21 protein-coding genes and 1 tRNA gene are annotated in these 24,712 nt (G+C 61.4%); 14 read left to right on the top strand and 8 right to left on the bottom strand.

Going from position 1 to position 24,712, the window contains the following annotated elements; translation table 11 throughout:
- Positions 1-9: 9 nt before the first annotated feature.
- The 4 genes from K5K89_RS15120 to K5K89_RS15105 all read left to right on the top strand — a co-directional run bounded on the left by K5K89_RS15120 (position 10) and on the right by K5K89_RS15105 (position 4,792).
- Positions 10-936, top strand: coding sequence for a 4-hydroxyproline epimerase (locus K5K89_RS15120; protein WP_222539655.1), 927 nt, complete (start codon positions 10-12; stop codon positions 934-936).
- A gap of 33 nt (positions 937-969) precedes the next feature.
- On the top strand, positions 970-1,917 hold the full coding sequence (locus K5K89_RS15115; RefSeq protein ID WP_071488200.1) for a dihydrodipicolinate synthase family protein: 948 nt from the start codon (positions 970-972) through the stop codon (positions 1,915-1,917).
- A 61-nt stretch (positions 1,918-1,978) separates the two neighbouring features.
- On the top strand, positions 1,979-3,550 hold the full coding sequence (locus tag K5K89_RS15110) for an aldehyde dehydrogenase (NADP(+)) (protein ID WP_222539654.1): 1,572 nt from the start codon (positions 1,979-1,981) through the stop codon (positions 3,548-3,550).
- Positions 3,551-3,553: 3 nt separating this feature from the next.
- Positions 3,554-4,792 (top strand): NAD(P)/FAD-dependent oxidoreductase, encoded by a 1,239-nt coding sequence (locus K5K89_RS15105; protein WP_222539653.1) that lies wholly within the window; start codon positions 3,554-3,556, stop codon positions 4,790-4,792.
- Between the two features lie 87 nt (positions 4,793-4,879).
- Here the strand turns inward: K5K89_RS15105 and K5K89_RS15100 are convergent, their stop codons facing one another.
- The 4 genes from K5K89_RS15100 to K5K89_RS15085 form a co-directional block, all read right to left on the bottom strand.
- Positions 4,880-5,794, bottom strand: a complete 915-nt coding sequence (locus K5K89_RS15100) for an ADP-ribosylglycohydrolase family protein (protein WP_093513302.1) — start codon at positions 5,792-5,794, stop codon at positions 4,880-4,882.
- 32 nt (positions 5,795-5,826) lie between these two features.
- Positions 5,827-6,834 carry a GlxA family transcriptional regulator gene (locus tag K5K89_RS15095; RefSeq protein WP_409996271.1) on the bottom strand — a complete coding sequence of 336 codons (1,008 nt, stop codon included), beginning with the start codon at positions 6,832-6,834 and terminating at the stop codon, positions 5,827-5,829.
- Between the two features lie 467 nt (positions 6,835-7,301).
- Entirely contained in the window at positions 7,302-7,910 is a 609-nt protein-coding gene (locus K5K89_RS15090; protein ID WP_071488196.1) for a LysE family translocator, read from the bottom strand.
- 250 nt (positions 7,911-8,160) lie between these two features.
- Positions 8,161-8,625 (bottom strand): hypothetical protein, encoded by a 465-nt coding sequence (locus K5K89_RS15085; RefSeq protein ID WP_071488195.1) that lies wholly within the window; start codon positions 8,623-8,625, stop codon positions 8,161-8,163.
- A 207-nt stretch (positions 8,626-8,832) separates the two neighbouring features.
- Between K5K89_RS15085 and gcvA the strand changes: the two genes are divergently transcribed.
- From gcvA to K5K89_RS15070, 3 genes are all read left to right on the top strand, one after another.
- A complete protein-coding gene (gcvA, locus tag K5K89_RS15080; protein ID WP_092243828.1) occupies positions 8,833-9,738 on the top strand; it encodes a transcriptional regulator GcvA in 906 nt (301 codons plus the stop codon).
- A 75-nt stretch (positions 9,739-9,813) separates the two neighbouring features.
- Positions 9,814-10,641 carry a DMT family transporter gene (locus tag K5K89_RS15075; protein ID WP_222539652.1) on the top strand — a complete coding sequence of 276 codons (828 nt, stop codon included), beginning with the start codon at positions 9,814-9,816 and terminating at the stop codon, positions 10,639-10,641.
- 29 nt (positions 10,642-10,670) lie between these two features.
- Positions 10,671-11,432, top strand: coding sequence for an SDR family oxidoreductase (locus K5K89_RS15070; RefSeq protein ID WP_093513304.1), 762 nt, complete (start codon positions 10,671-10,673; stop codon positions 11,430-11,432).
- A 14-nt stretch (positions 11,433-11,446) separates the two neighbouring features.
- On the opposite strand, the gene K5K89_RS15065 is transcribed toward K5K89_RS15070, so the two are convergent.
- Entirely contained in the window at positions 11,447-12,160 is a 714-nt protein-coding gene (locus tag K5K89_RS15065; RefSeq protein WP_071488191.1) for a CerR family C-terminal domain-containing protein, read from the bottom strand.
- Positions 12,161-12,259: 99 nt separating this feature from the next.
- On the opposite strand from K5K89_RS15065, the gene K5K89_RS15060 reads away from it, so the two are divergent.
- The 5 genes from K5K89_RS15060 to K5K89_RS15040 all read left to right on the top strand — a co-directional run bounded on the left by K5K89_RS15060 (position 12,260) and on the right by K5K89_RS15040 (position 17,283).
- Positions 12,260-13,369, top strand: a complete 1,110-nt coding sequence (locus tag K5K89_RS15060; RefSeq protein WP_093513305.1) for an HlyD family secretion protein — start codon at positions 12,260-12,262, stop codon at positions 13,367-13,369.
- Positions 13,362-14,930 (top strand): DHA2 family efflux MFS transporter permease subunit, encoded by a 1,569-nt coding sequence (locus tag K5K89_RS15055; RefSeq protein ID WP_083351452.1) that lies wholly within the window; start codon positions 13,362-13,364, stop codon positions 14,928-14,930. Before K5K89_RS15060 ends, K5K89_RS15055 begins: the two co-directional genes overlap by 8 nt.
- Entirely contained in the window at positions 14,927-16,345 is a 1,419-nt protein-coding gene (locus K5K89_RS15050) for an efflux transporter outer membrane subunit (RefSeq protein ID WP_222539651.1), read from the top strand. The genes K5K89_RS15055 and K5K89_RS15050 overlap by 4 nt, the downstream gene beginning before the upstream one ends.
- Positions 16,346-16,444: 99 nt before the next feature.
- Positions 16,445-16,699, top strand: a complete 255-nt coding sequence (locus K5K89_RS15045; RefSeq protein ID WP_071488187.1) for a hypothetical protein — start codon at positions 16,445-16,447, stop codon at positions 16,697-16,699.
- Between the two features lie 197 nt (positions 16,700-16,896).
- Positions 16,897-17,283 carry a DUF1090 family protein gene (locus K5K89_RS15040; protein ID WP_222539650.1) on the top strand — a complete coding sequence of 129 codons (387 nt, stop codon included), beginning with the start codon at positions 16,897-16,899 and terminating at the stop codon, positions 17,281-17,283.
- 147 nt (positions 17,284-17,430) lie between these two features.
- On the opposite strand, the gene K5K89_RS15035 is transcribed toward K5K89_RS15040, so the two are convergent.
- Together K5K89_RS15035 and K5K89_RS15030 are read right to left on the bottom strand one after the other, a co-directional pair.
- Positions 17,431-17,504, bottom strand: a tRNA-Cys gene (locus K5K89_RS15035).
- A gap of 212 nt (positions 17,505-17,716) precedes the next feature.
- Complete coding sequence (locus K5K89_RS15030) at positions 17,717-20,002, bottom strand: acylase (RefSeq protein WP_315901954.1); 2,286 nt, start codon at positions 20,000-20,002, stop codon at positions 17,717-17,719.
- 237 nt (positions 20,003-20,239) lie between these two features.
- On the opposite strand from K5K89_RS15030, the gene K5K89_RS15025 reads away from it, so the two are divergent.
- Complete coding sequence (locus K5K89_RS15025; RefSeq protein ID WP_222539649.1) at positions 20,240-20,620, top strand: fe2+ zn2+ uptake regulation protein; 381 nt, start codon at positions 20,240-20,242, stop codon at positions 20,618-20,620.
- A 6-nt stretch (positions 20,621-20,626) separates the two neighbouring features.
- Here K5K89_RS15025 and K5K89_RS15020 read toward each other — a convergent pair whose 3' ends face one another.
- Entirely contained in the window at positions 20,627-20,815 is a 189-nt protein-coding gene (locus K5K89_RS15020; protein WP_010210250.1) for a hypothetical protein, read from the bottom strand.
- A 337-nt stretch (positions 20,816-21,152) separates the two neighbouring features.
- Here K5K89_RS15020 and K5K89_RS15015 point away from each other — a divergent pair, with 337 nt between their 5' ends.
- Entirely contained in the window at positions 21,153-24,671 is a 3,519-nt protein-coding gene (locus K5K89_RS15015; protein WP_222539648.1) for a membrane-targeted effector domain-containing toxin, read from the top strand.
- Positions 24,672-24,712: the final 41 nt, after the last annotated feature.

Genomic DNA, 24,712 nt, shown 5'->3' with positions numbered 1-24,712 from the left:
GAGCGTTTTATGAAGCGACTGCATGTGATCGACTCCCACACCGGCGGCGAACCGACGCGGCTGGTCATGAGCGGTTTTCCGGCGCTGGAGGGCGTCACGATTGCCGATCAGCTGCACCACCTGCGCACCGAGCACGACCAATGGCGCCGCGCCTGCATCCTGGAGCCACGTGGCAATGATGTGCTGGTCGGCGCACTGTACTGCGCGCCGGTCACGCCGGGCGCCATCTGCGGGGTGATCTTCTTCAACAACGCTGGCTACCTGGGCATGTGTGGCCACGGCACCATTGGCCTGGTCGCGTCCCTGCATCACTTGGGTCGCATCGCGCCAGGCGTGCACACAATCGATACCCCCGTCGGGCCGGTCGCGGCGACCTTGCATGAAGACGGCGCGGTGACCTTGCGCAATGTTCCTGCCTACCGCTATCGCGAGCAGATTGCAGTGCTCGTGCCCGGTCACGGCATAGTCCATGGCGATATCGCCTGGGGCGGCAACTGGTTTTTCCTGGTGTCGGAGCATGGCCAGCGCCTGCAGATGGACAACGTCGATGCCCTCACCGACTACACCTGGGCAATGCTCAAGGCCCTTGAAGACCAGGGCATCCACGGCGCCGACGGTGCACTGATCGACCACATCGAACTGTTCGCCGCCGACGACCACGCCGACAGCCGCAATTTCGTGATGTGCCCCGGCAAAGCCTACGACCGCTCGCCCTGCGGCACCGGCACCAGCGCCAAGCTGGCCTGCCTGGCCGCCGATGGAAAACTCGCGCCCGGCGAAACCTGGGTGCAAGCCAGCATTACCGGCAGCCAATTCGAAGGTCGCTACGAATGGGACGGCGAACGCGTGCGCCCCTTCATCACCGGCCGTGCCCACATGACCGCCGACAGCACCTTGCTGATCGACCCGCAAGACCCTTTTGCCTGGGGCATCTGAGCCCTCCCCCTACTGGAAACTGGAGTGATAAAAATGAGCGACAACATCTTCACCGGCTGCATCCCTGCCCTGATGACCCCATGCACCGCCGAACGCAAGCCGGACTTCGACGCCCTGGTCGCCAAGGGCCGCGAGCTGATCGATATCGGCATGAGCGCCGTGGTGTACTGCGGCTCCATGGGTGACTGGCCGTTGCTCACCGAGGCCGAGCGCCAGGAAGGCGTGGCACGGCTGGTGGCGGCCGGTGTGCCGACCATCGTCGGCACCGGCGCGGTGAACAGCCGTGAAGCCGTGGCCCATGCGGCCCACGCCGCCAAGGTCGGTGCCCATGGCTTGATGGTGATTCCGCGTGTGCTGTCCCGGGGGGCCTCCGCCACCGCACAAAAGGCGCACTTCTCGGCGATCCTCAAGGCCGCGCCCAACCTGCCGGCGGTGATCTACAACAGCCCCTACTACGGCTTCGCGACCCGCGCCGAGCTGTTCTTCGAACTGCGCCGCGAGCACCCGAACCTGATCGGTTTCAAGGAATTCGGCGGCGGTGCCGACCTGCGCTACGCCGCCGAACACATCACCTCCCAGGACGACAACGTGACCCTCATGGTGGGTGTCGACACCCAGGTGGTGCACGGTTTCGTCAACTGCAATGCCACTGGCGCCATCACCGGCATCGGCAACGCGCTGCCTCGGGAGGTGCTGCAACTGGTGGCCCTGAGTAAAAAAGCCGCCAGGGGCGATGCCAAGGCCCGTCGCCAGGCGCGTGAGCTGGAGGCCGCGCTGGCGGTGCTGTCATCCTTCGACGAGGGCTGCGACCTGGTGCTGTATTACAAGCACTTGATGGTGCTGAACGGTGACCAAGGCTACGCCCTGCACTTCAACGAAACCGACGCCCTCAGCGATGCCCAGCGTCGTTACGCAGAGCACCAGTACGCCCTGTTCCGCCAGTGGTACGCCAACTGGTCGGCGGAACAGAACGTCGCCTGACCCTTCGCGCGCCGCTGCGACGCTCGCAGCGGCCAACCTCCTTTTATCCAGGAAATCCCCCATGACTCTGACGGGCAAGATGCTGATCGGTCAGCACGCCACTGCCGGCAATCGCGAAGCAATCCAGGCGATCAACCCCGCCACCGATTCCGCCTTGGAACCGGCCTACCTCGGCGGCAACGGCGAGCATGTCGCGCAGGCCTGCGCCTTGGCGTGGGCGGCATTCGATGTCTATCGCGAAACCTCTTTGGAAGTGCGCGCCACATTCCTTGAGACCATCGCCGCGCACATCGAGGCCCTGGGCGATGAGTTGATCGACCGCGCCGTCGCCGAAACCGGCCTGCCTCGCCCCCGCATCCAGGGCGAACGAGGGCGCACCTGCGGACAACTGCGCACCTTCGCCCGCACCGTGCGTGCCGGGGAATGGCTGGATGTGCGGGTCGATCACGCACAACCGCAACGCCAACCCCTGCCTCGCCCAGACCTGCGCCAACGCCATATCGCGGTGGGCCCGGTCGCGGTGTTTGGCGCCAGCAACTTTCCACTGGCGTTTTCCGTGGCCGGTGGGGACACCGCCTCTGCGCTGGCTGCCGGTTGCCCGGTCGTCGTCAAAGCCCACGGCGCGCACCCGGGCACCAGTGAACTGGTGGGGCGTGCGGTGGCGCAGGCGGTCAAGGCGTGCGGTCTGCCGGAAGGTGTGTTTTCACTGTTGTACGGTTCGGGCCGTGAGGTGGGCATTGCGTTGGTGACCGACCCGCGCATCAAGGCCGTCGGGTTTACCGGCTCGCGCAGCGGTGGCCTTGCGTTGATCCAGGCAGCGCAGGCACGGCCGGAGCCTATTCCGGTCTACGCGGAGATGAGTTCGATCAACCCGGTGTACCTGTTTCCGGCAGCGTTGGCAGCCAGGGCTGAAGCATTGGCCCAGGGTTTTGTGGCGTCGTTGACCCAGGGTGCGGGGCAGTTCTGTACCAACCCAGGGTTAGTGATTGCAGTACAAGGGCCTGCCCTGGATCGCTTCATCAGTGCCGCCAGTGGGTTACTGCCGAACTGTGCGGCGCAAACAATGCTGACACCCGGCATCGCCAGTGCCTACACGTCAGGCATAGACACACTGACGGGACACGCCGAGGTAGTCGCACAGGGTTCGGCGACTGAAGGTCCCAACCAGGGCCAGGCCCACCTGTTCGTGACCCAGGCAACTGCGTTCTTGAGCAACGAACACCTGCAAGCCGAAGTCTTCGGTGCGGCTTCATTGGTTGTGGTGTGCGCGAATAACGAAGAAGTGCGCCGGGTATCCGAACATCTGGAAGGCCAACTCACCGCCACGCTGCACATGGATGACGACGATGTGCCAAGCGCCAGGGCCCTGCTGCCGGTGCTGGAGCGCAAGGCTGGCCGCCTGCTGGTCAATGGCTGGCCGACCGGCGTTGAGGTGTGTGACGCCATGGTCCACGGCGGCCCCTTCCCCGCCACCTCGGATTCGCGCAGCACTTCGGTGGGCACGGCGGCCATCCAGCGGTTCTTGCGCCCCGTGTGCTATCAGGACTTCCCCGACGCGTTGTTGCCGGATGCGCTCCAACAGGGCAATCCGTTGCGGCTGCGGCGTTTGCTTGATGGCCAGAGAGAGGCATAGGCCATGTCCGATCCCGATATCGTCGTAGTCGGCGCCGGCATTATCGGCGTCGCCTGCGCCCTGCAACTGGCGCGTCAGGGCCAGCGCGTGGTGGTGGTCGATCAACAGGAACCCGGCATGGGCGCGTCCTATGGCAACGCCGGGCACCTGGCGACCGAACAGGTGTTCCCGATTGCCGACGTGTCGATCCTCAAGCGCTTGCCCGGCATGCTGCTGGACCCCATGGGCCCGCTGCGCCTGGATTGGAAATACCTGCCGCGCGCCCTGCCCTGGTTTGCGCGGCTGCTGTTGAACCTGCGTCCGGCGCGCTATCAGCGTACCGTCGCGGGTATTCGTGCGCTTAACGAAGGCAGCCTGGGCGCCTGGCAGCGCCTGCTGACCAGCATCGGACGCGCGCACCTGCTGCGTGAAGACGGGTCATTGTTGGTGTACGAACGAGCGGACTCGCGCGACGCGCTCCGGGCCTTGCAGCAGCACATGCAAGCGCAGCAGGTGCCCGTGACGTTCTGGACCGCCGATGCCATACGCCAGGCTGCGCCGCAGTTGAGCGAGCACATCCAGGGCGGGTTGTTTTTTCCGGGCACCGGGCACTTCCTCGACCCGTTCCAGGTGGTGTGCGAACTGGTCGAGGCCGCCAAGGCCAGTGGCGTGCAGTTCCTCAAGCGCCAGGTACTGGATGGGCGGCTTGACCAACACGGCGTCTCCCTCACCACCGCTCAGGGCCCCCTGAGCGCACGCCAGGTGCTGATTGCCTGCGGCGCCCACTCAGCCAGATTGACCGCTGCCCTGACCGGCAAAAAAGTCCCGCTGGACACGGAACGCGGCTATCACCTGATGCTGCCCCACGAGCCGCATCGCCTGCCGTTTGCCGTCACTTCCCTGGAACGAAAATTCATCATGACCCCCATGACCGACGGCCTGCGCCTGGCCGGTACAGTGGAGTTCGCCGGCCTTGACCGCCCGGCGAATATGCAGCGTGCCTGGCAGTTGCATCGGTTGAGCAAGGGGTTGTTTCACGATGACCTCAGCGCAGAGGGTGCGACACCGTGGATGGGGTTTCGGCCGTCGCTGCCGGACTCGTTGCCGGTGATTGACCGGGTGTGTGACGGGAAGGTGCTGCTTGCGTTCGGGCACCAGCATCTGGGGTTGACGCAGGCGGCGGTGACGGCGGAGATGATTGGGGAGTTGGCGAGCAAGGGTCAAACTCCGTTATTCACGCCTTATCGTCTGGACCGATTCTGACCAACGCGTTTTTTGCGGTGAGTTGCCTGTTGTGGCGAGCGGACTTGCCACAGCAAGTCCACTGGTCACACAAGCGGGGGGGCTTAATCATGGGGTTTGAGCAGCCGTGCTGTAGAGTGCGTCAGCCATTTCCTCAATTTCATCACGCATACAAAGCTTGTCCAGCCAACCCGTCGGGATGCCTTGCACGCCGTAATATGCACCCGCCAACTGACCAACGATGGCGGCAGTAGTGTCAGCGTCGTCACCCAGGTTCGCGGCAGCCAACACAGCGTCGGCGAAGCTGTCAGTATGTTTTACGCACCACAGCGCCGCCTCCAATGACGCCACGGCGTAACCGGAACCCGTTATCTGCGCACGGGTCTTGTTGCAATACTCCCCCTGGGCAATCGCGACGACTTTGGGCGCAGAAAGACCCGCGCAAGAGATATTCAACAGGTGCACCTTTGTTGCTCCACTCAACGCGATACCGATGGCTCTCGCCAACACCACGCAACACTCGATTGCCTCTTGGGCTCCGTGAGTCGTACGGGAGCTTTCTCGGGAAAAGTCATCAACGCTTTTCAGGTTTGGAAAGTAAAACAGCACCAGCGGCGCGAGGCGCATCATCGAACCGTTGCCTGCGGAAAAAGGCTCTGTTGAACCTGCAAAGGGATCACCTTGCGACTCAAACGCCGTGAGCGCCGTGCGCACGGTCATGCCTATATCAAAGCAATCACCGGTAGAGCTCAGGTAGCCCCACTTCCACCAGTTCAGGTATCGCCCCATCTGATCAGCTGCATCAAAACCACCTTTACGCAACAAGCTTTCCGCAAGGCACAACGCCATCGAGGTGTCGTCCGTCCATTGGCCCGCTTTCAGGTTGAACGGTCCTCCTCCAACCATGTCGGTGACCGGTGTGAATGTGCCACGAGGCATGAATTCAACAGTGGTACCCACTGCGTCGCCACAGGCCAAGCCCAGCAGGCTGCCGCGGTAACGATCCAAAAGCGTGAGAGACATTTGTCATCCTTGAAAGAGAGTGAGTCAGCACTTTACTTGACCAACCGCTTCTCCTTCGAGGGGCGATAGCCGAAATACGAGCTATAGCACTTGCTGAAATGGCTCGGCGACACGAACCCACATGCCACCAGCACCTCCACCTGCGACAACTCGGTGTGCTGCAACAGCCGCCGCGCCTCGGTCACGCGCAGTTCCATGTAGTACCGCTGCGGGGTGGTGCCCAGTTGTTCCTTGAACAAGCGCTCCAACTGGCGCCGCGAACGGCCGGCGTAGACTGCCAGTTGGTCCAGCTCCAAAGGTTCTTCGAGGTTGGCGTCCATCAGTTTCACCACTTCACGCAACGGCGCACTGACGCTGACGTTTTCGGTGGGTTTGATGCGGCGGTAGCGGGACTCTTCGAAGGCCAGGATGTCTTCGATGCCTTCAACGAGTGCCTTGTCATGCAGGCCCTTGATCCAGTCCAGCGCCATATGGAAGGCCCCGGACGGGCTGGAAGCGGTGAGGCGGTCGCGGTCGATCACGTAGGGTTCGCTGGTGACGTGGGTCGCCTTGGAGACTTCCGCCAGCGCCGGACGGTGTTCGGGGTGGATGGCGCAGCGATAGCCTTGCAACAGGCCGGCACGACCGAGGAACCAGGCGCCGTTCCACAGCCCCGCAAGGCAGATGCCCTGTTCGGCGGCGGTGTGCAGCAGGTGGATGAAGGCTTCGCCAGCCTTGAGTTCGGTACGGAAACCGCCACAGATCACCAGCAGGTCCAGGTCGTGCAATGCTCCGGCATCCAGGCGCGCATCGGGGCGTATCACCAGGCCCAGGTCGCTGATGACTTCGCCATCGTCACAGCCGAAGGTGCGTGAGGCGAACAGGTCGGGGCGCAGCAGGTTGGCGGTAACGAAGGTGTCGAGGGTCTGGGTGAACGCCGGCAGGGAGAAATGTTCAAGCAACAGGAAGCCGACGCGGGTGACCGACGCCGGCTGTTGGGTTTCGTTGAGGTAGCGCAGGTTCTTGCCTTTCATGCCACCGCTGAATTGACGTCTTTCCATCGAGGGTTGGCCCACTCTTATTGTTGAGGTCTTTGAAAAACCGGCCATTAAGGGCGAACACTGTAGCTGTGGCGAGCGGGCTTGTCCCGCGTTGGGTTGCGAAGCGAGCCTGGATTGAGGAATGCGCTGAGTCAGGCACTCTTTGGCCGCTGGTTTTGGGGCTGTTTCACAGCCCAACGCGGGACAAGCCCGCTCGCCACAGCGTACTTATCGTTTGATGTCCTGCGCTGATCCTGAAACAGCCACACGCGCTGAAAGCCCCCGGCTGAACAGCGGCAAGCGCATCTGATACGGTTTTTTCTTTGCTATCTGCAGCTGTATCGAAACGCCGTCTGGGCGGACAATGGCCCCATCCCCACTCCCTTCCCTTCGGAGGCCTTATGACCAAGATGGCACTTTTCCTGTTCGGCTTTTTGGTACTGACCATCGGCATCGGCCTGCTCGCGACCATCTCGCCGGTCTGACGCTCAGCCGGCAAACAGCATCGGGTACAGCGACAGCACCAGCAACCCGGCCATCGTCCAGTTGAACAGGCGCAGCCAGCGCGGCTCACGCAGCACATTGCGCAAGCCGCTGCCACACCCGACCCATACGCACACACTGGGCAGGTTGACCACGGCGAACACCAGCGCGATCACCAGCACATTGGTGACGTAGCCTTCGGCCGGCGTGTAGGTGGTGATAGCGCCCAGCGCCATGATCCAGGCCTTGGGGTTCACCCACTGGAACGCCGCCGCGCCGAGGAAAGTCATGGGTTTGCCCTGTTCATCAGGGCTGTCGGACATGCCGCCCGCCGTCGCGATCTTCCACGCCAGGTACAGCAAGTACGCAGCCCCCACGTAGCGCAACACCGTGTAGGCCCACGGGAACACCTTGAACACTTCGCCCAGCCCCAGCCCCACCGAAATCACCAGCAGCATGAACCCGATGCTGATCCCCAATGCATGGGGCATCGAGCGGCGAAAGCCGAAGTTCACCCCCGAGGCGAGCAGCATGGTGTTATTGGGCCCGGGCGTGATCGAGGACACGAAGGCAAACAGCACAAAGGCGGACAACAGGCTGGTAGACATGAACATGACGCGGCATCCAAACGGAAGTGGTATGCCTGCGACAGTAGAGGGTTATCGACCGCCCTGCCCCGTAAAGCCATGGCGGGATTGAGGCATACACTTTTTTGCCGTGGTTTTCACAAACCTTTCACAGACAAGCGCCTAGGGTGGCCTCAGCTCCTAATGAACATCCCTTTAGCCCGCGCTCCCCACGCGGGCTTTTCTTTGCCTGGGCTATCGTGTAACCCGTTGGCAAGGGACAGTACAACGCACTGTTTTAGTTCTGCGGCCGTTGTTTGGTCGAATCCAGCTCGGCTTTTTTACCCGTGGAAATCTCGGTGATCTGCGCAGACTTGGCAATCGCGAAATCGAACGTGTCTTGCATCTTCGCAATCGCGTCGGTCGACGTGCCGTTCAATCCACCGTTGGCGGCCCAATCGAAGTTCCACACGCCGGAGAGGTTATCGGCGCCCGGCACATCGTGGGTTTCGATGGCGGTGAAAACGTCGGGATGACGCTCCATGTACTTGGCCGCATCGCAGACTTCGGCCGGCACCTTGCCCGAGGCGTTGTTGGCCAGTTGGGTCAGCTCCTGCTTGGTAATGGCCGACTTGCCGGTCTGGCGCATGTAGTCGGCAATCACTTTGCTGGACTTGGCGATGTTCAACTTGTCATCGAACGCCGACGGTGACGCTTTAGGTGTGTTTGCCCCGCTGCCGGCGGGCGTTACGGTGGTAGACATCGGCGCTGCTCCCCTGATGGTACGAATGAAATCGTCGTGCTGACGATAGCCAGGAACAGACGTTAGCATGGGCAATGGGCCATTAATCTGTGCTTCACAACAATTCACAAGGCCATGGTCTACAGCTTCTGTGAAAGCCTGCCAATCCATTACCATGAACCTGTATTCATGCCGATTAATTGCCAGCCGCCGACCCGGACCCCAGTCATGAGAGACCTACCGCCCACCGCCACGCTGCGAGCTTTCGAAGTAGCGACCCGGCATGCGACGTTCACATCGGCTTCAGAAGAGTTGCATGTGACCCAGAGCGCCGTCAGCCACCAACTCAAGCACCTCGAGGACCTGTGGGGCTTGCAGCTGTTCCAGCGCGGCAAGGCGTTGCGGCTGACCCCGGCCGGGGCCGCACTGGCGCCCATTGTGCGCGAGTTTTTCATGAACCTTGAGGCCACCCTGGCTGACCTGCGGGAACAAAAAGGCCGGGTTCGCCTGAAGGTCAGCACCACGTATTCGTTTGCCTTGAAATGGCTGCTGCCCAGGTTGCCCAGCCTGTCGCAGCAACATCCGGAAATCCTGATCACGCTGGAGACCAGCGACAAGGCCATCAAGTTCTCCAGCTCAGACCCGGATGTGGCCATCCGGCTGGGCAACGGCAATTATCCCGGCCTGCACTCGGAATTCATGCTCCGCGAGCAGATCTTCCCGGTGGCCAGCCCGGATCTGCTCAACCGTTTCGGCGCGCCCCACGAGCCCGCTGAGCTGCTGCGTTACCCGTTGCTGACGCGCGACGGCGCAGACCTGGTGCCCAAGTGGGACGCCTGGTTCGAGCATATCGGCGTCAGCATTGCACCCCTCAAGGAAAGCGTCAGGTTCGCTGACACCAACATGACCATCGAGGCGGCGCTGCTGGGCCAAGGTATCGCGCTGGCACGAAGCGGCCATGTTGAAGCTGAAATCAACGACGGCCGCCTGATCAGGCTGTTTGAGCTGCCGTTCGCGTCGCCGGTCGGCTACTACTTTGTCTGCCCCAAAGGGATCGAAACCCAGCCACACATCATCAGCTTTCGTAACTGGCTGTTGGCCGAGTCGATGCAGGCACAGCAAAATTATCAGTGATGCATGAACATTCACTCATGACAGGATGAAAGGACTTCGCTGTTAAACACGCCCTTGTGGTGTTTAACATGGCGCATGCCTTTACCCATCGTTCTACTCATCCTCTTCGCCGCCCTCTTGCATGCCAGCTGGAACGCATTGTTGCGTGTCGGCGCCGACCGGCTGTGGTCAATGACCATGATGTGCGTGGCGGTCGCCATCGCCAGCAGTGTAATAGCCTTGTTTCTCGCCCCTCCCGCGCCAGCCAGCTGGCCCTACGCCGTGCTGTCGGGCGTGTTGCACGTGGGCTATAACCTGTTCCTGGTGCGAAGCTACAAGGTGGGCGACCTGGGGCAGACGTACCCGATCGCCCGCGGTTCCTCGCCCATTCTGATCACGCTTTGCGCCTTGGTGTTTGCCGGTGAAACGCTCAGCACGAACGCCCTCATCGGCATCGTGCTGGTATCCGGCGGCATTATTTCTCTGGCCTTCAGACAGCGCACACTGGCGGTGCCCAGCCTGCCCTACGCCCTGGGCACGGGTTTTTTCATCGCGGCCTACAGCGTCACGGACGGTATTGGCGCGAGGCTGTCCGGCGCACCGATGGCCTACACCGTATGGATGTGTGCGCTCTGGGGCGTATTGATGCCCCTGGTGTACATCGGCCTGCGCGATACACGCAGCCTCTTCGCACCACGCCCCGGCGTCATCACGGCCTTGATCGGGGGGCTTGTGTCCCTCCTGGCCTACGGCATCGTCATTTACGCCATGTCCCACGCGCCGATGGGCGCCGTTTCGGCCCTGCGCGAAACCAGCGTGCTGTTCGCGGCCTTGATCGGTTATTTGTTTTTGGGCGAGTCGCTGACTGTCCGCAAAGTCCTGGCGTGCGTGGTCATTGCGACCGGCACGATGCTGATAGGCTGATCCTTAACCCCTCAAAGGAGGTCCAAACAATGAGTACTGTGTCTTCGACACCGCTGATTCTGATTACCGGCGGCAGCCGCGGTGTCGGCGCGGCAACCGCGCGCCTTGCAGCGGCGCAAGGCTACGATGTCGCGATCAGCTACGTCAGCAACGAGGCGGCCGCGCTCGGCGTGGTGGCGGATGTGCAAGCGTTGGGGCGCCGTGCCTTGGCCATCCGCGCCGACAGTGCGGACCCTGCTCAGGTCGCGCAGCTGTTCGCAGCCATTGACCAGACGTTTGGCCGTATCGATGTGCTGGTCAACAACGCCGCGATCATTGCCCTGCAGTCACGCTTTGAAGACCTCGACTTTGCCCGCATGCAGCGCATCTTCGCGATCAATGCCATCGGCCCGATGCTGTGCGCGCAGCACGCGGTGAAACGCATGTCGCTGCGCCACAATGGCACGGGTGGCAGCGTGATCAACGTGTCCTCCGCCTCCGCCCGGCTAGGCAGCCCCAACGAGTATGTCGATTACGCTGCCTCCAAAGGCGCCCTGGAGACGTTCACCATCGGCTTATCCAAGGAAGTCGCCCGTGAAGGCATACGCGTCAACTGCGTACGGCCTGGGCATATCTACACCGACATGCACGCCAGCGGCGGCGAACCGGGGCGTGTGGATCGGGTCAAGGACAGCATTCCCATGGGCCGTGGCGGCGAACCCGAAGAGGTGGCCCGCGCTATCCTGTGGCTGGCCGGTAAGGAAGCGTCGTTCATCACCGGGACCTTTCTGGATGTGACAGGCGGCAAGTAGGCGGCAATCGCCGATTAACGGGAGGCGTGCTGGTCCCGGTGCCGGGCCAGCCCTTCCAGGGTGAACCGCGCTTGCATCAGCACCACCTCCCGCACCTGTTCCATTTCCTTCTGGTTCACTTCGCTCCACTTCAACGCCTCCAGCAGCTTGGGCTTCTGGATGCGGAACGCCAGGCCCTGGGTAAACAGCGCCATGGAATGGATCACCGTGCGCTCATCCTCCAGCGCCAGGCCGGCCACGCGAGCGATCAGTTGGCGGATGACCCGCGCAATACGCGCCTTGAAACGCTCCTCGAAAGCCATCGTTGCGCTTTGCGGGCACAAGCCGGCCTGGTGGCGATCCATGAACGCACGCCAGGCCGTGGTTTGCGGGCTGTCCTGGATGGTTGAAACCACGGTGCCCAGGATGCCCAGCGAGGCGTCGATCAGCGCGTTGTCGCCGGAATCGGCATCGGCCAGCACGCTTTCCGCCGCCTCCACCGGCGGCGACATCTTGCGCCACAGCAGCGTGATCAAGTGCTCGACGCACGCCAGGTACACGCCTTCCTTGCCATCGAAGTAGTACTGGATCGCAGGTGCGTTGACGCCGGCAGCCGTAGCGATATCACGCGTGGACGCCCCATCGTAGCCACGCGCGCCGAATACCTCGACGGCCGCCTCGATAATGCGGGCGCGGGTTTCTTCGCCGCGCTGGTAACCACCCTCGGCGGCAGGTTTGTGTCGTGCCATGTGCAGCTCCCTTCGAATACCGGACCAAAATATACCAGTTGACAAAAATTCGCGAAAAAAGGAATTTATTCCACTCGTTATAAATCTGGAGTGACCTCGATGTCGGCTGCACCTCCCTCCCCTCAGGTCATGCCTGAAGAAACCGTCAACGGTCAACGTGGCAAGGCCCGGCGCATCCTGCTCAGCGTGGCCGGCGTTGCCGTGCTGGCGGGCGTGTCATGGGGCGCCTGGTGGTGGATCACCGGGCGGTTTATCGAGACCACCGATGACGCCTACCTGCAAGCCGACAGCATCAGCGTGGCGCCAAAGATCAACGGCTACGTGGCCGACGTGCTGGTGAGCGACAACCAGAACGTCAAGCGTGGCGACGTGCTGGTGCGCCTGGATGCGCGCAAGTACCAGGCCGTGAGCGACGAAGCCTCCGCGACCATCGCCGCACGCAATGCCGACTTTGCCAAGGCCCAGGCCGACCTGGTGCAACAGGATTCCACCATCGCCGAAGCACGCGCCCAATTGCAGGGCGCCGAGGCCGATGCCCGGCATGCGCAGACCGAAGTCGCCCGCTACGCGCCGCTGGCCCGCTCGGGCGCCGAACCGGAAGAGCGCCTGGCCCAACTGAACAACCAACTGGCACAGGCCCGCAGCACCGTGGCGGCCAAACAGGCGGCGCTGCGGTCCAGCCAGACTCGCTACGGCACGTTGCAGGCTCAGCTCAAGCAGGCCCAGGCGCAACTGGGCGTAGCCAAGGCCAGCGAGGCGCAAAGCCAACTGGACGTCGACGACGCGGTCATCCGCAGCCCGCTGGACGGCCGTGTGGCTGACCGTGGCGTACGCGTGGGGCAGTACGTGCAACCTGGTACGCGTTTGCTGACCGTGGTGCCGATCAGCGCGATCTACCTCACCGCCAACTACAAGGAAACCCAGATCGGTGGCATGCGCCCCGGCCAGACCGTCACCGTGCATGTCGACGCCCTGCCCGGCCGCGACCTGCAAGGCCACATCGACAGCCTGGCGCCCGGCACCGGCGCGCAGTTCGCCCTGCTGCCGCCGTCGAATGCCACCGGTAACTTCACCAAGATCGTGCAACGGGTACCGGTGCGCATTGCCCTGGACATACCGGATGACCTGCGTGCCGCATTGATGCCAGGCCTGTCGGCCACCGTGGAAGTCGACACCCGCACCCACGCCGCAGACGCCAACCATGGCTGAGGCGAGCATGGCCGGGGTGGCTGCCGAGAAACCGCGCAACGCCTCGCTGACCGACTGGATCGCCGTCGCCGCCGGTGCACTGGGCGCCTTGCTGGCGACCCTGGATGTGTCGATCACCAACTCGGCGCTGCCGCAGATCCAGGGCCAGATCGGCGCCACCGGCACCGAAGGCACCTGGATCGCCACCGGCTACCTGATGTCGGAAATCGTGATGATCCCGCTCGCGGCCTGGCTGACCCGAGTCTTCGGCCTGCGCCGGTTTCTGATCGGCACCGCACTCACCTTCACCCTGTTCTCGATGTTCTGCGGCTTGTCCACCAGCCTTGGCGCGATGATCGCCGGGCGCATCGGCCAGGGCTTCGCCGGCGGCGCGATGATCCCGACCGCGCAGACCATCGTGCGCACGCGTCTGCCGCCCCACCAACTGGCCATCGGCACCACGATGTTCGGCATGACCGTGATCCTCGGCCCCTTGCTCGGCCCGGTGATCGGCGGCTGGCTGACGGAGAACATCAACTGGCGCTGGTGCTTCTTTCTCAACCTGCCCATCAGCATCGCGCTGATCACCCTGCTGATCACCGGCCTGCCCAGCGAGCGCATGAACCTGCAGCGCTTTATCAGCGCCGATTGGCTGGGCATTCTGGGGCTGGCCATGGGCTTGAGTTCGCTGACCGTGGTGCTGGAAGAAGGCCAGCGCGAGCACTGGTTTGACTCGCTGCTGATCGTGTGGCTGAGCATTGCCACGGTCACCGGTTTTTTCCTGATTGCCGTGGGGCAATTGCGCTCCAGTACGCCGATCCTGCGCCTGCCACTGGTGCTCAACAAAAGCTTTGGCAGCGTGTTGCTGATCGGTACGGCGGTGGGTGCGGGGCTGTATGGCACGGCGTATCTGGTGCCGCAATTTCTCGGGATTCTGTCCGGCTACAACGCGCAGCAGTCCGGCGCGATCATGCTGTTGTCGGGGATTCCGGCGTTTTTGCTGATGCCGATCCTGCCGCGAATGCTCGGCCGCTACGACCTGCGCTGGATGGTCGGCGCCGGCCTGCTGCTGTACTGGGCCAGTTGCTTTGTAGACACCCTGTTGACCGCCGACAGCGTCGGCCATGATTTTGTGTGGTCGCAGTTGCTGCGCGGCTTCGGGCAGATCCTGGTGATGATGCCCCTCAGCCAACTGTCCATGCGTTCGGTCGAGACCAAGGACGCCGGCGACGCGGCCGGGCTCTACAACATGTCGCGCAACCTCGGCGGCACCATTGGCCTGGCGTTGCTCGGCGTGTTGATGGACCGGCGCAGCCACTTCCATGACGACCGGCTGCGCGAAGGCATCCTGGCCAACAGCCAGTTGACCCAGGACCACATGGCCAGCAACACCGCCAGCTACCTGGCACAAACCGGCGACGCCTCCACCGCCTCGTTGCAAGCCATGGCCCAACTGGCCAACGACATCGCCCGCCAAGCCTCGGTGATGGCCTATAACGATTCGTTCTACGTATTGGGACTCGCAATGCTGGCGTGCCTGCCCCTGATCTTCATCCTGAAAAAGCGCACGGTACAGCCATGATTGCTCGCTCGTTTCCTCTGCTCCTGACCGTTGGCCTGCTGTCGGCCTGCACCGTAGGCCCGGACTACTCAGGCGCACCCGACGCCGCGCCGAAAACCCTGGCCGCCGGGCATTTGCCCCATGCCGACCGCCAAGCGCCAAGCGCCCCGGCTGTGGCGCAGTGGTGGCGAACGTTGAATGACCCGCAGCTCAATGAGCTGGTCGAGATGGCGCTGAACAACAGCCCCGACATCGCCACCGCCCAGGCCCGCTTGAAACACTCCCGCGCCAGCCTCAGCGGTGCGCGGGCCGACGCCCTGCCCAAGGTCACCGGTGACGCCGCGATGCTCAAACTGCGCTCGCCCGACACCTCCGCACTGGGTGGCGGCGGTGGCGGTCGCGGGCCGTTGACGCTCTACCTGGCCGGCTTCGATGCCAGTTGGGAGGCCGACCTGTTCGGCGGCACACGTCGCGCCGTCGAAGCCGCGCAAGCCGAAGCCGACGCTGCCCAGGCGCAACTGGCCGACGCCCAGGTGCAACTGGCCGCCGAAGTGGTGCAGGCCTACACCGACCTGCGCGACCAACAGGCACGGCTGGCGTTGGTAGACGCGAGTGTCGACATTGAAAACCAGGCCCTCGACCTGACCCAGCAACGTCGCAGCCGTGGCGTGGCCTCACAGCTGCAACTGGAACAAGTCCTCACCCAGGCAGAAAACACCCAGGCCCAGCGCCTGCCGTTGCAAGCCGCCATCGTTGAATCCCTGGATCAACTCGGCCTGCTCTGCGGCCGGGAGCCCGGCGAACTGGATGGCCGCCTCGCCACCGCCAAAGCCCTGCCCGCCATGCCCGGTGTGGTACCCGTGGCAGACCCCTCCGCCCTGCTCAAGGCCCGCCCCGACATCCGCGTCGCCGAACGCAAACTGGCCTCCAGCAACGCGCAGATCGGCGAGAAAACCGCCGACTGGTTTCCCAAGCTCAGCCTGATGGGCGACCTGTCATTCTCTGCCGGCGACCCCGGCCACCTCGCCCGCAAGGATAACGGCACCTGGCTGATCCTGCCGCGCCTGACCTGGAACGCGCTGGACTTCGGCCGCGTGGCCGCCAGCGTCAAAGGCGCCGAAGCCGGTCGCGACGAAGCGCTCGCGCAGTACAAAAGTGTGGTACTGAGTGCGCTGCGCGACGCCGATGTGGCCCTGGCGCGGTACGGCCATCAACGCCAGAACGTAGTGCTGTTGCGCAGTGTGGAGTCCTCGGCGGTACGCGCGGCGGACCTGACTCGCCAGCGCTACCGTGCGGGCACCGCCAGCACCCTGGATTGGCTGGATGCGGAGCGTACCCGCTACCAGGCCCAGGAGAACCGGATTTCCGGGGACGCGGAACTGCTCAAGGATTTTGCTTCACTGCACAAGGCATTGGGGCTGGGCTGGACGTTGTGACACATCAGGCGTTTGATGGGAGAAATTCCATTCAAGACCGATCTGGCGGAGATCGGGATGGATATCATGGGGTTTGACCTGAAGCGGGAGGGGCAATAAATGAAAGAATTGATCCAGGGGCTCGACGGCCCCAGAACGGCACAGCAGGAATTGTTCTACGACCTGGAGGACGCCGCCGCTGTGATTGGGTGGTCGGTGGTTGAGTTGACCGCTTTGGCCGCCAACGGTCGCACGCCGGATGAGGCGCTGGCGCTGATGAAAATCTGCGCGTTGCTGGCAGCGCAACAGGAAAGGCTTCACGCGTATGCAGGTGAGGTGAAAGACCAGCGCATCGCCAGGTCTGAAATCCTGTAATCACAGGAGGCATACCCCAATGGCGCGCAGCCGACGAACAACGTGAAAGAATTCACATTTATTGACACTGGATATTGAAGCTCAAAATTTGACCAAATAATATTTTGCCGCAACCGAGCACACACCTTTATACGGATATTGCTCTGCACCAGCTCGGGAGCCACGCGCGTGCAGACAATAAAACATTGAGGTTTGCCATGCGTCTTTCCAAGCTCGCTCCATCCGCCGCCCTGTTCAGTCTGATCGCCCTATCCGCACAAGCCGCTGACTTGAGTGCCCTGACAGGGGCTCTGTCCTCTGCTCTGGGTGGTGCAAACACCACCACCAATAACACTAATTACTCCAATAACGCCTCCTCCTGCCAGCAACAGGTCCGCGACCTGCAGGCGAACATCAATGCAGCCAATGCCAAGGGCGATACCTTGCGCGCAACCGCCTATCAAGCTGCGCTGACCCAGACAAACAAGAGCTGCAGTAACGCCAGTTACAACACCCAGGCCCAAGTGAATACCAACCCGCAGCACCAACAAAACGTGAACAAGGCAGCGGATGCGATCAATGCAATCGGTGGGCTGTTTAAATAAGCCGGAAAGTCGTGTGCGAGAGGCCCGCAATTGCGGGCTTTTCTATGCCTGCGGGACGGACCATGCAAAAACCTTGATCGGCACGCCCGTACTTTCGCCCAGGCAATAAAAAACCCCGTAGACGTTAATCTACGGGGTTTTCAAGAGTGGAGGCCGAGGTCGGAATCGAACCGGCGTAGGCGGATTTGCAATCCGCTGCATAACCATTTTGCTACTCGGCCTCAAACGATCAATGTCCCGACTGCTGACACTTATCGCATAAAAACTTGAGTGGGCTGTATAACCCTGCCTCTACTCTAACTCATTGAATACATTGAAGTTTTTAATGCTTCATTGCGTTCGATGGGCGCCATTATGTACGTATTTGCCTAGGCGTGCAACCCCTTGATTTCAAAAATATTTCGTATTGGCATCAAGGGGTTGCGGGCCTGCCCTACTCCTTGATGCGCAGTTGTTGGTACTGCGGGTCGGCCTTGATTTGGGCTTCGGTGAAGGGCAGCGGGCGCAGTTGTTTTTGGGAGAAGGCTCGGGTCTGGTCCTTGGCGTGTGGGGAAGCCGGGTTGCTGGACTCGGAGAACGCGAGCACGCCTTGGGCATGGGGCCCCTGGTCGTCGAAGGTGACGATTTGCAGGTAGCTGGTGCCGCTGACCACTTCGCGCTTGCCGTCGGCGCGGGGCACGGTTTGCATGGCGTTGTAGATGCCGAGTTCCTGCGGGCCGCCGTGGATCGGGGTTTGCCCGGCGACTTGGACCTCACCCCAGGTGCTGCTGGCGGTCAAGCCGCGTTTGGCGACGTCGGCGGTGGAGGCCAGCATGGCTTCGCGCAGGGCTTTGGCCACATCGGCGCGGTCGATGGCCAGGCCGCGTGGGGTGGTGAGGGGTTGGGCCGGGTCGAAGGCCACGCGCCAGGCGTCGGGGATCTGCTGCAGGTGCTGCACCAGGTTGATGAAGTGCACCAGGCCGAGGCCGCTGTCGAGGTTGGCGCGCTGGTCCCAGGTTTTCAGGCTGGAGCACAGGGCGTGCAAGGCAGTGGCGTCGCTGCCGAGGTGTCTGGCGCAGAACGCGAGCAGATCGGGCATGACTTGGCCGGCCAGGTACACCTCGTTGTCCATCACCATGTTGTGCAGATCGCTGACGCTGATCGGTTTAGCCAGGGATTGCAGGCGTTGCAGGGCAAAGCGCGCGCGTGGGCCGAGGCCGATATGGTCCTGGCTGATCAGCGGGGAGAAACCGGTCAACGGCGCCTTGGGGTTGGCCAGCCACGCCGAGTCATTGGAGTGCTGCACGTAATCGGTGCGTTGCAATTGCGGCAACTGCTCGGCCGGGAAGATGCCGGCCTGGGCGGCGCGCGGATCAACGTCCCAGGCACAGGCGCTATGGGCGCCGTCGAGCATGATCATCTGCAGGCCGGCGCGTGGGTCGCTGCATTGCGCCAGTTTGGCCGCGCTGACGTTGGGCACCACCGACAGGTTCATGTACAGGCTCTGGCCCTGGTCATCGGCGGCCAGGGTGTTGACCCACGGGATGCCTTGCAGGGTGTGTACCGAGGTTTTCAACTCATTGAGGCTGGCGGCGCGGTTCATGGCGTACCACTGTTGCAATACACGGTCGTTGCCCAGGTTGGCATCGCGCAGGCTGAAGGCGTAGTGGCTGTCCCAATCGAGCTTGCCCGGCCACTGCACCACCGGGCCGAACTGTGAGCTATAGACCGTGTGCGATTGGTCCTTGAGGCTGCCATCGGCCTGTTTGACCTGCACGGTCACCGTGGTTTTATCCAGGGCGACCGATTTGCCGTCGAGCATGTAGCGCGTGGAGTCCTTGGGGTCCAGGGTCAGGCGGTACAGGGTGAAGTGCTTGGACGTGTCCACCGTATGGGTCCACGCCACATGCTGGTTGAAGCCGATATTGATCACCGGCAGGCCCGGCAGCGCAGCGCCCATCACATCCAGTTGGCCGGGAATGGTCAGGTGCATCTCGTAAAACCGCATGCCGCCCACCCAGGGGAAGTGCGGGTTGGCCAGCAACATGCCGCGCCCGTTGAACGAGCGGTCACGCCCCACTGCCACGGCGTTACTGCCACGATCGAAGGCGAAACGCTGTTGATTGGCCGCGACCCGTTCAAAGGCCTTGACACTGCTCGACACATTGGCGATTGCTTGAGGCGGCGCCGCACCCACCAGGGCTTCGGCGAATTGCCCGACACCGCCTTCGACCAACAGCCTGCGGGTCAGCTTGACCAGATCTTCAGCCACCAGTGGCCGTACCCACGTGGCCTGGCACTGCACAGGCGCGCCCTGCTCTTTCAGATAACGGTTGTAGCCGGCCACATAACCTTCAATACGCTGCTGGATCTGCGGGCTCTGCGCCTTCCAGAATGCCGCCACCGCATCCGGCGTATTGAGCCAGCCAAAGAACAGGTCGCTGGCCAGGTTGTTGCGCTCTTCCAGGGTCGCCTGCTCGGGGCCGAAGAAGCGGGCGCGCTGGCCATTTACGGTGACCACTTCATTGGCCAGCAGGCACAGGTTGTCCTGGGCGTACGCGTAGCCAATGCCGAAGCCCAGGCCACGTTCATCGTTGGCGCGGATATGCGGTACGCCGTAACTGGTGCGCCGGATGTCCGCCGACGCTGGCGTCACCTGCTCCCGCGCAGAGGCGGCCAGGCCCAACCCCAGCAACACTCCGGCCATGCAGACCCTGGACAACCCATTGGAAATAATCACGCAGACTCCACCGTCAGATTTAACCGTTTCACAAGGGGCAATAACCCCACCGTAAGAACGCAAATCACCGGGAATAATTTAACGCACGGGGTCGTTTATTTAAGGCGGTGGGGATGTGACAAAACCGATACCGACGAAATTTCTACATCCGACACTTCATGATTTCGCTCGCTCGTTCGTCTTATTAACCAAGAGCGCTCATTTTTTCCTGATCAGGCTCTGATAAGGAGTTTTTGCATGTACAACCCGCAAGTGCCCACGGATGGACATTCACACGCGGCCGAAGCCAGTTTCGGCAGCGGCACGCAAGCGTTCGGCAAAACGCCCGAACAGCAAGGCAACCAGCGTATCCGCCATCTGCTCAAGTGTTTTGGCCTGCGTACCAGCCTGATCCGGCTGAAGGTCATCGACGCCCTGCTCACCGCCGCCGACAACCAGCGCACCCTTGGCGTACGCGGCGTGCACAGCCACTTGCTGGAGCTGGGCATTCCACTGTCGTTTCTCAGCGTGCGCGAGGTACTCAAGCGCCTGTGCAGCGAAGGTGTGATCACCCTCAATGCGGACAAAAGCTACAGCCTCCATGAAGAGGCTGCCAAGGTACTCGAAGGCCGCGCCTGATCGCCGTTAAAGCTTGACCTTGCGGCGCATGATGCCGTTGATCACCACCACGACCACTGCGACGGCAATGGCGATGGTCTGGAATGTCTTCTCGCTGATGACCCCAGTGTTCTGCAAGTAGGACAGGCCAAACATCGTCGCCAATACGGCCAGGGCAATCAGAATCGAATATTTCAAACGCTGCTTTTGGGTCATCAGGGGGTCCTGTATCTGGGAGTGGATCGGGATCAATAGGCGCTCATATTACAGGCGATGAAAAGCTTTGGCTCGTCTGGCGCACGCTACGATAAACCAGCCCCCCAAGTAAGCAGAAAATATTCCCTTACAGTGCAATGCTGACGCTGTCGTCGGTACGGAACTGACTGCATTTGACCAGCCCGCCTACTCCCCGCCTACATCCGATCTTACAAACCCTGGTACCCGCAGCCGGAACGCGAACGGGCGTTTTCAGCACACAGCGGTGCGCCATGGGAAAAGGGAACCTCCCGTTGACAGGCGCTTATTCTCAGCACGTCTGAATAGGTACCCAACAATGACCCATCTAGATACTCGCTCGCCTCAGCAGTCATACACGTATCAACCGCCCCTCCCTGACGGCCGATCTCTATCAGCCCTCCATGATACTGCCAGCGCAAACCTCGACTCGGCAGCAGGCCCCACTCTTCTGCCACAAACAGGCAAAAGCCCAGACAGCGGTGACTTCAAGCAACAGCTCGCAGACCAGCAGAACTTCAGGACCCTGGCACGCAAACTCACTGAGCTGGCTGCCCAATTGGGTGAAGCGGTCACCCCGCAGGCTGTCCTCGCGGCGCTCAAGTCCACACCGATGGTGGTAGCGCCTGGCTCATCTTCCTTTGAGGAGCTAGGCAGAACCACACTGGAGAACTACATCGCCTACAACGGCCTCCCCCTACCGGACAGCCATTCGTCCTTGATCGCCCTGGCCAGTGCCCTGGTCGACAGCGCCCTGGAACACCCCCTGGGCAATTTTGGGGGTGCCTTGAGCTGGCCTATCCCCTTGAGCAGAGACGATCAACGGCGCCTGCGTTTGATTGCCATGAGCCACGAACATCATCTCGAGGAAAAGCCCCTGGTCATGCAAACCAAAGGGGGGTTATTAGAGTTTTTGCGCTATCAGGCGCCACTCCCCGAGGGCGTCCTGAATGATCCCATCCGGGTGCTGGAAACCCTGATCGGTTCTGCCCAGGGGCAATTGATGGGCAAAGCTCTGCAGCAGAAAATGAATGGAGTTGACACCGCCGAGAGCGCCAACGATTACCTCATGGCAGCAATGATTCTGCAATTGGACCCGGAGTACTTTGCCGAGCCTGCCCCCAATAAGGTGGCAGGTTTTGATTTGTCCAACAAAGCCCATTGGGGCAAGCCTTTGTCGATGATTGTGGACGGTTTGAGTACGCACTTGAGCGAATCCGGCAGAACCTCCGCCGAGATGGCCAAGACCGGGGCGCACCTCTTGCTGTCAAAGAAAACCCCCGAACTCTTGATTAAAGACATTCCTGGCACGGTGGTGTATGGCAGCGCCGCCTGGGTCAGGCTGTCGATCGCCGCAGCATCGATAGAGGCCCTGACGCCAGGAAAAGTGCAAAACATGACCTTTAACCAGGTCATGGCTGAAGCTGACATTGCCGCCCTTAGCAACCGGCAAGACACTCAGCGTGCGCAGATTGCTGCCCTGCGGGTGTGGGGGTTGGTCAATGGCATCCTTTCGCCGGAGCGGGCCGGTCGATACAACGACGCCGACATCGAGGTGGCCAGAAGCGCGTTTAACCAACAGGCCACTGCACAGATAGAAGCATCCAGCCTGATCCAATCCGACATGCCCAGCCGCAGGGATATCGCCCTCGCCCGCCTCAAGGAGCGTTTTGGCGAAAATGTTCCGTTTGAAGAATGGCTGCTGAAAGTCCATGACAACAAGCAACCGTCCATCCAGCCGGTCTACGACCCTAATCGGGCGCCTGCCGGCATGATGTCGCTCCTGGACATCGCCATGAGTGGGTTGCACAACTACGAATGGGTGAGCCAGGACCCGCGCATCAATGCCGCGCTGAAAGGTAAGTCGCTCGATCTGGGAGTCAATGCCGAATTCAACAGCCAACTTGTCCAGGCCATCAGCGACAAGAAAAAAGGCATTGGCGTGGCGATCAAACATATGATCGCCCAGCTTCCACTGGCTGACAGGCAGAACCTAGAGTACGGGCAACTTGAGTTCTACCAGCTCGACACCTACCGCCTGGGCCCCGGGTTTACTGGCAAAACCCTCGACCATAAAAATGAAAAGCTGTACGTCAAGGCCACCGGCGCGAATGGCACGGCCACGTATGAGCTGGACCTTAGCAAACACGCTATCACAGCGGTCAGTAACAGCGTGCTGACTCACGAGCGTGAGCGCGAAGCCAATAGGGTCTATCCGATCGAGAAATTCACACCCGTTGCTAACGCCGACTTCAGCCAGAACACAAAAGCCGGATCACCGCTGCCTACCCCCTCGAACTTCACAAGCACGCGAACCCAGGCTATTGCAGATACATTTGTGAAACACCTGCAGATTGATAGTCGGGACGTGATCAAGCAGGCCAAGGGCGCGACCAGCTTCGACAATCAGATGGATGCCGAATGGAACTTGACCAACTTTTTCCTGGATTTGATTCCCTTCAGATCGGCCATTCGCAACTTTCAGGAGGGTCATTACGCCGACGGCGCTATAGACCTGTTCATGGACGTCTTCAGCTTTGTCACTGCTGGTGCAGGGGCCGCAGCGAAAGCCACCAAAGTCGGTTCCAAAGCCATCAGCCTGACGAAGAAGGCTTTGCAAGTCTCGAAAATCGTCGGGACCACCGTTATCAGTGAGTTCAACCCATTGAGTGGTGTAGGCGATTTGTTGCTCGGAGGCACCCGCCTCGCAAGCAAAGGCATTACCAAAGCCAAGATTGCGGCCGGCTTGACTCCGCCGCCTTACGGTGATGTCACATGGGGAACCTTAAAGGTTGGGGAGCAAACCCTGGAGACCAGCAGCGTTATTCATAATGGGCAACGGTATGCCTATGACCCGGTCACGAGGAGGCCTTACGGCCCGCCACTGAAGGATTTCAACGTGCTGGAGACCTTGAGCCCCACCGTTCCCCAAACACACTCCCCCAGGCAATCCAGCAGTCGCCGTCGACGCCCCCCCTCGAATACTGGCGCTCGTCAGGTTCACGTCAGAAAGCCGTTACCCAAGGGCGACTACGTAGAAAGCCTGCAGGGCAAATTCGAGACTGACCATTTCTTCCAGCCGGATATCAAGGCAAAAACACTGGAGAAGTTCAAAGACGAAATGAACGCTTGCTATGACGCCCTGGCCGAAACAGGGCTACCGCCACGCCCTGTCATCCCATCGGTGCCTGAACCCATCAGCGCGCCAGAACTGTTCGCAGAGGCATTCAAGGCGTCTAACGGCATAGTCTTGGGGGAGTCGCATAAGCAGATGGCCAGTTTCAAGGTGCTTTTCGATAACGTGGAAACGTTAAAGAACCAAGGCGTCAAGAAAGTGTATTTCGAAGCACTTATCGATACGCCGGATGGCCTGATCGATGACGGTATAGGTTACCTGGGGGATGGCAGAACACTTAGAACTGATCCAACGTTCAAGGAACTATGCGAAAAGCTTGAGGCCAATGGCATAGAAGTCATGCCCATTGATCACATCTACCTCACGCGCCACAAAGGCGATCTCCATAAAGCGCCTACAACAACGGGCGAACGTTCGCAACGCCGCCTTAAAGAGTTCAACTATTACGCCTCGGAAACCATCCAGGCGACTTCAGGCACTGAAAAATGGGTCGCACTGGTTGGGTGCTCCCATATGAACACCTCCGAAAACGTACCAGGCCTGGCTGAGTTGACAGGCAGCATCGGCATCGGCGTATTTAACAATAAGAACGTCACAGGACAGATTGGCACCCGGGTAATTGGCCGGCCTCAAGACCCTACACAACCGGTAGGCTGGGGACGCGGCATTCCGGGTGATCTGCAGATTTATGTAGAACCCTGACCTTACTCGCTGCTCTCCCGCAAACAACGGCCCGGGGATGT

The sequence above is a fragment of the Pseudomonas sp. DR208 genome (genome assembly GCF_019823005.1).
In the GTDB taxonomy this organism is placed as follows: Bacteria; Pseudomonadota; Gammaproteobacteria; order Pseudomonadales; family Pseudomonadaceae; genus Aquipseudomonas; species Aquipseudomonas extremorientalis.
This window is presented reverse-complemented; position numbering and strand designations above follow the sequence as displayed.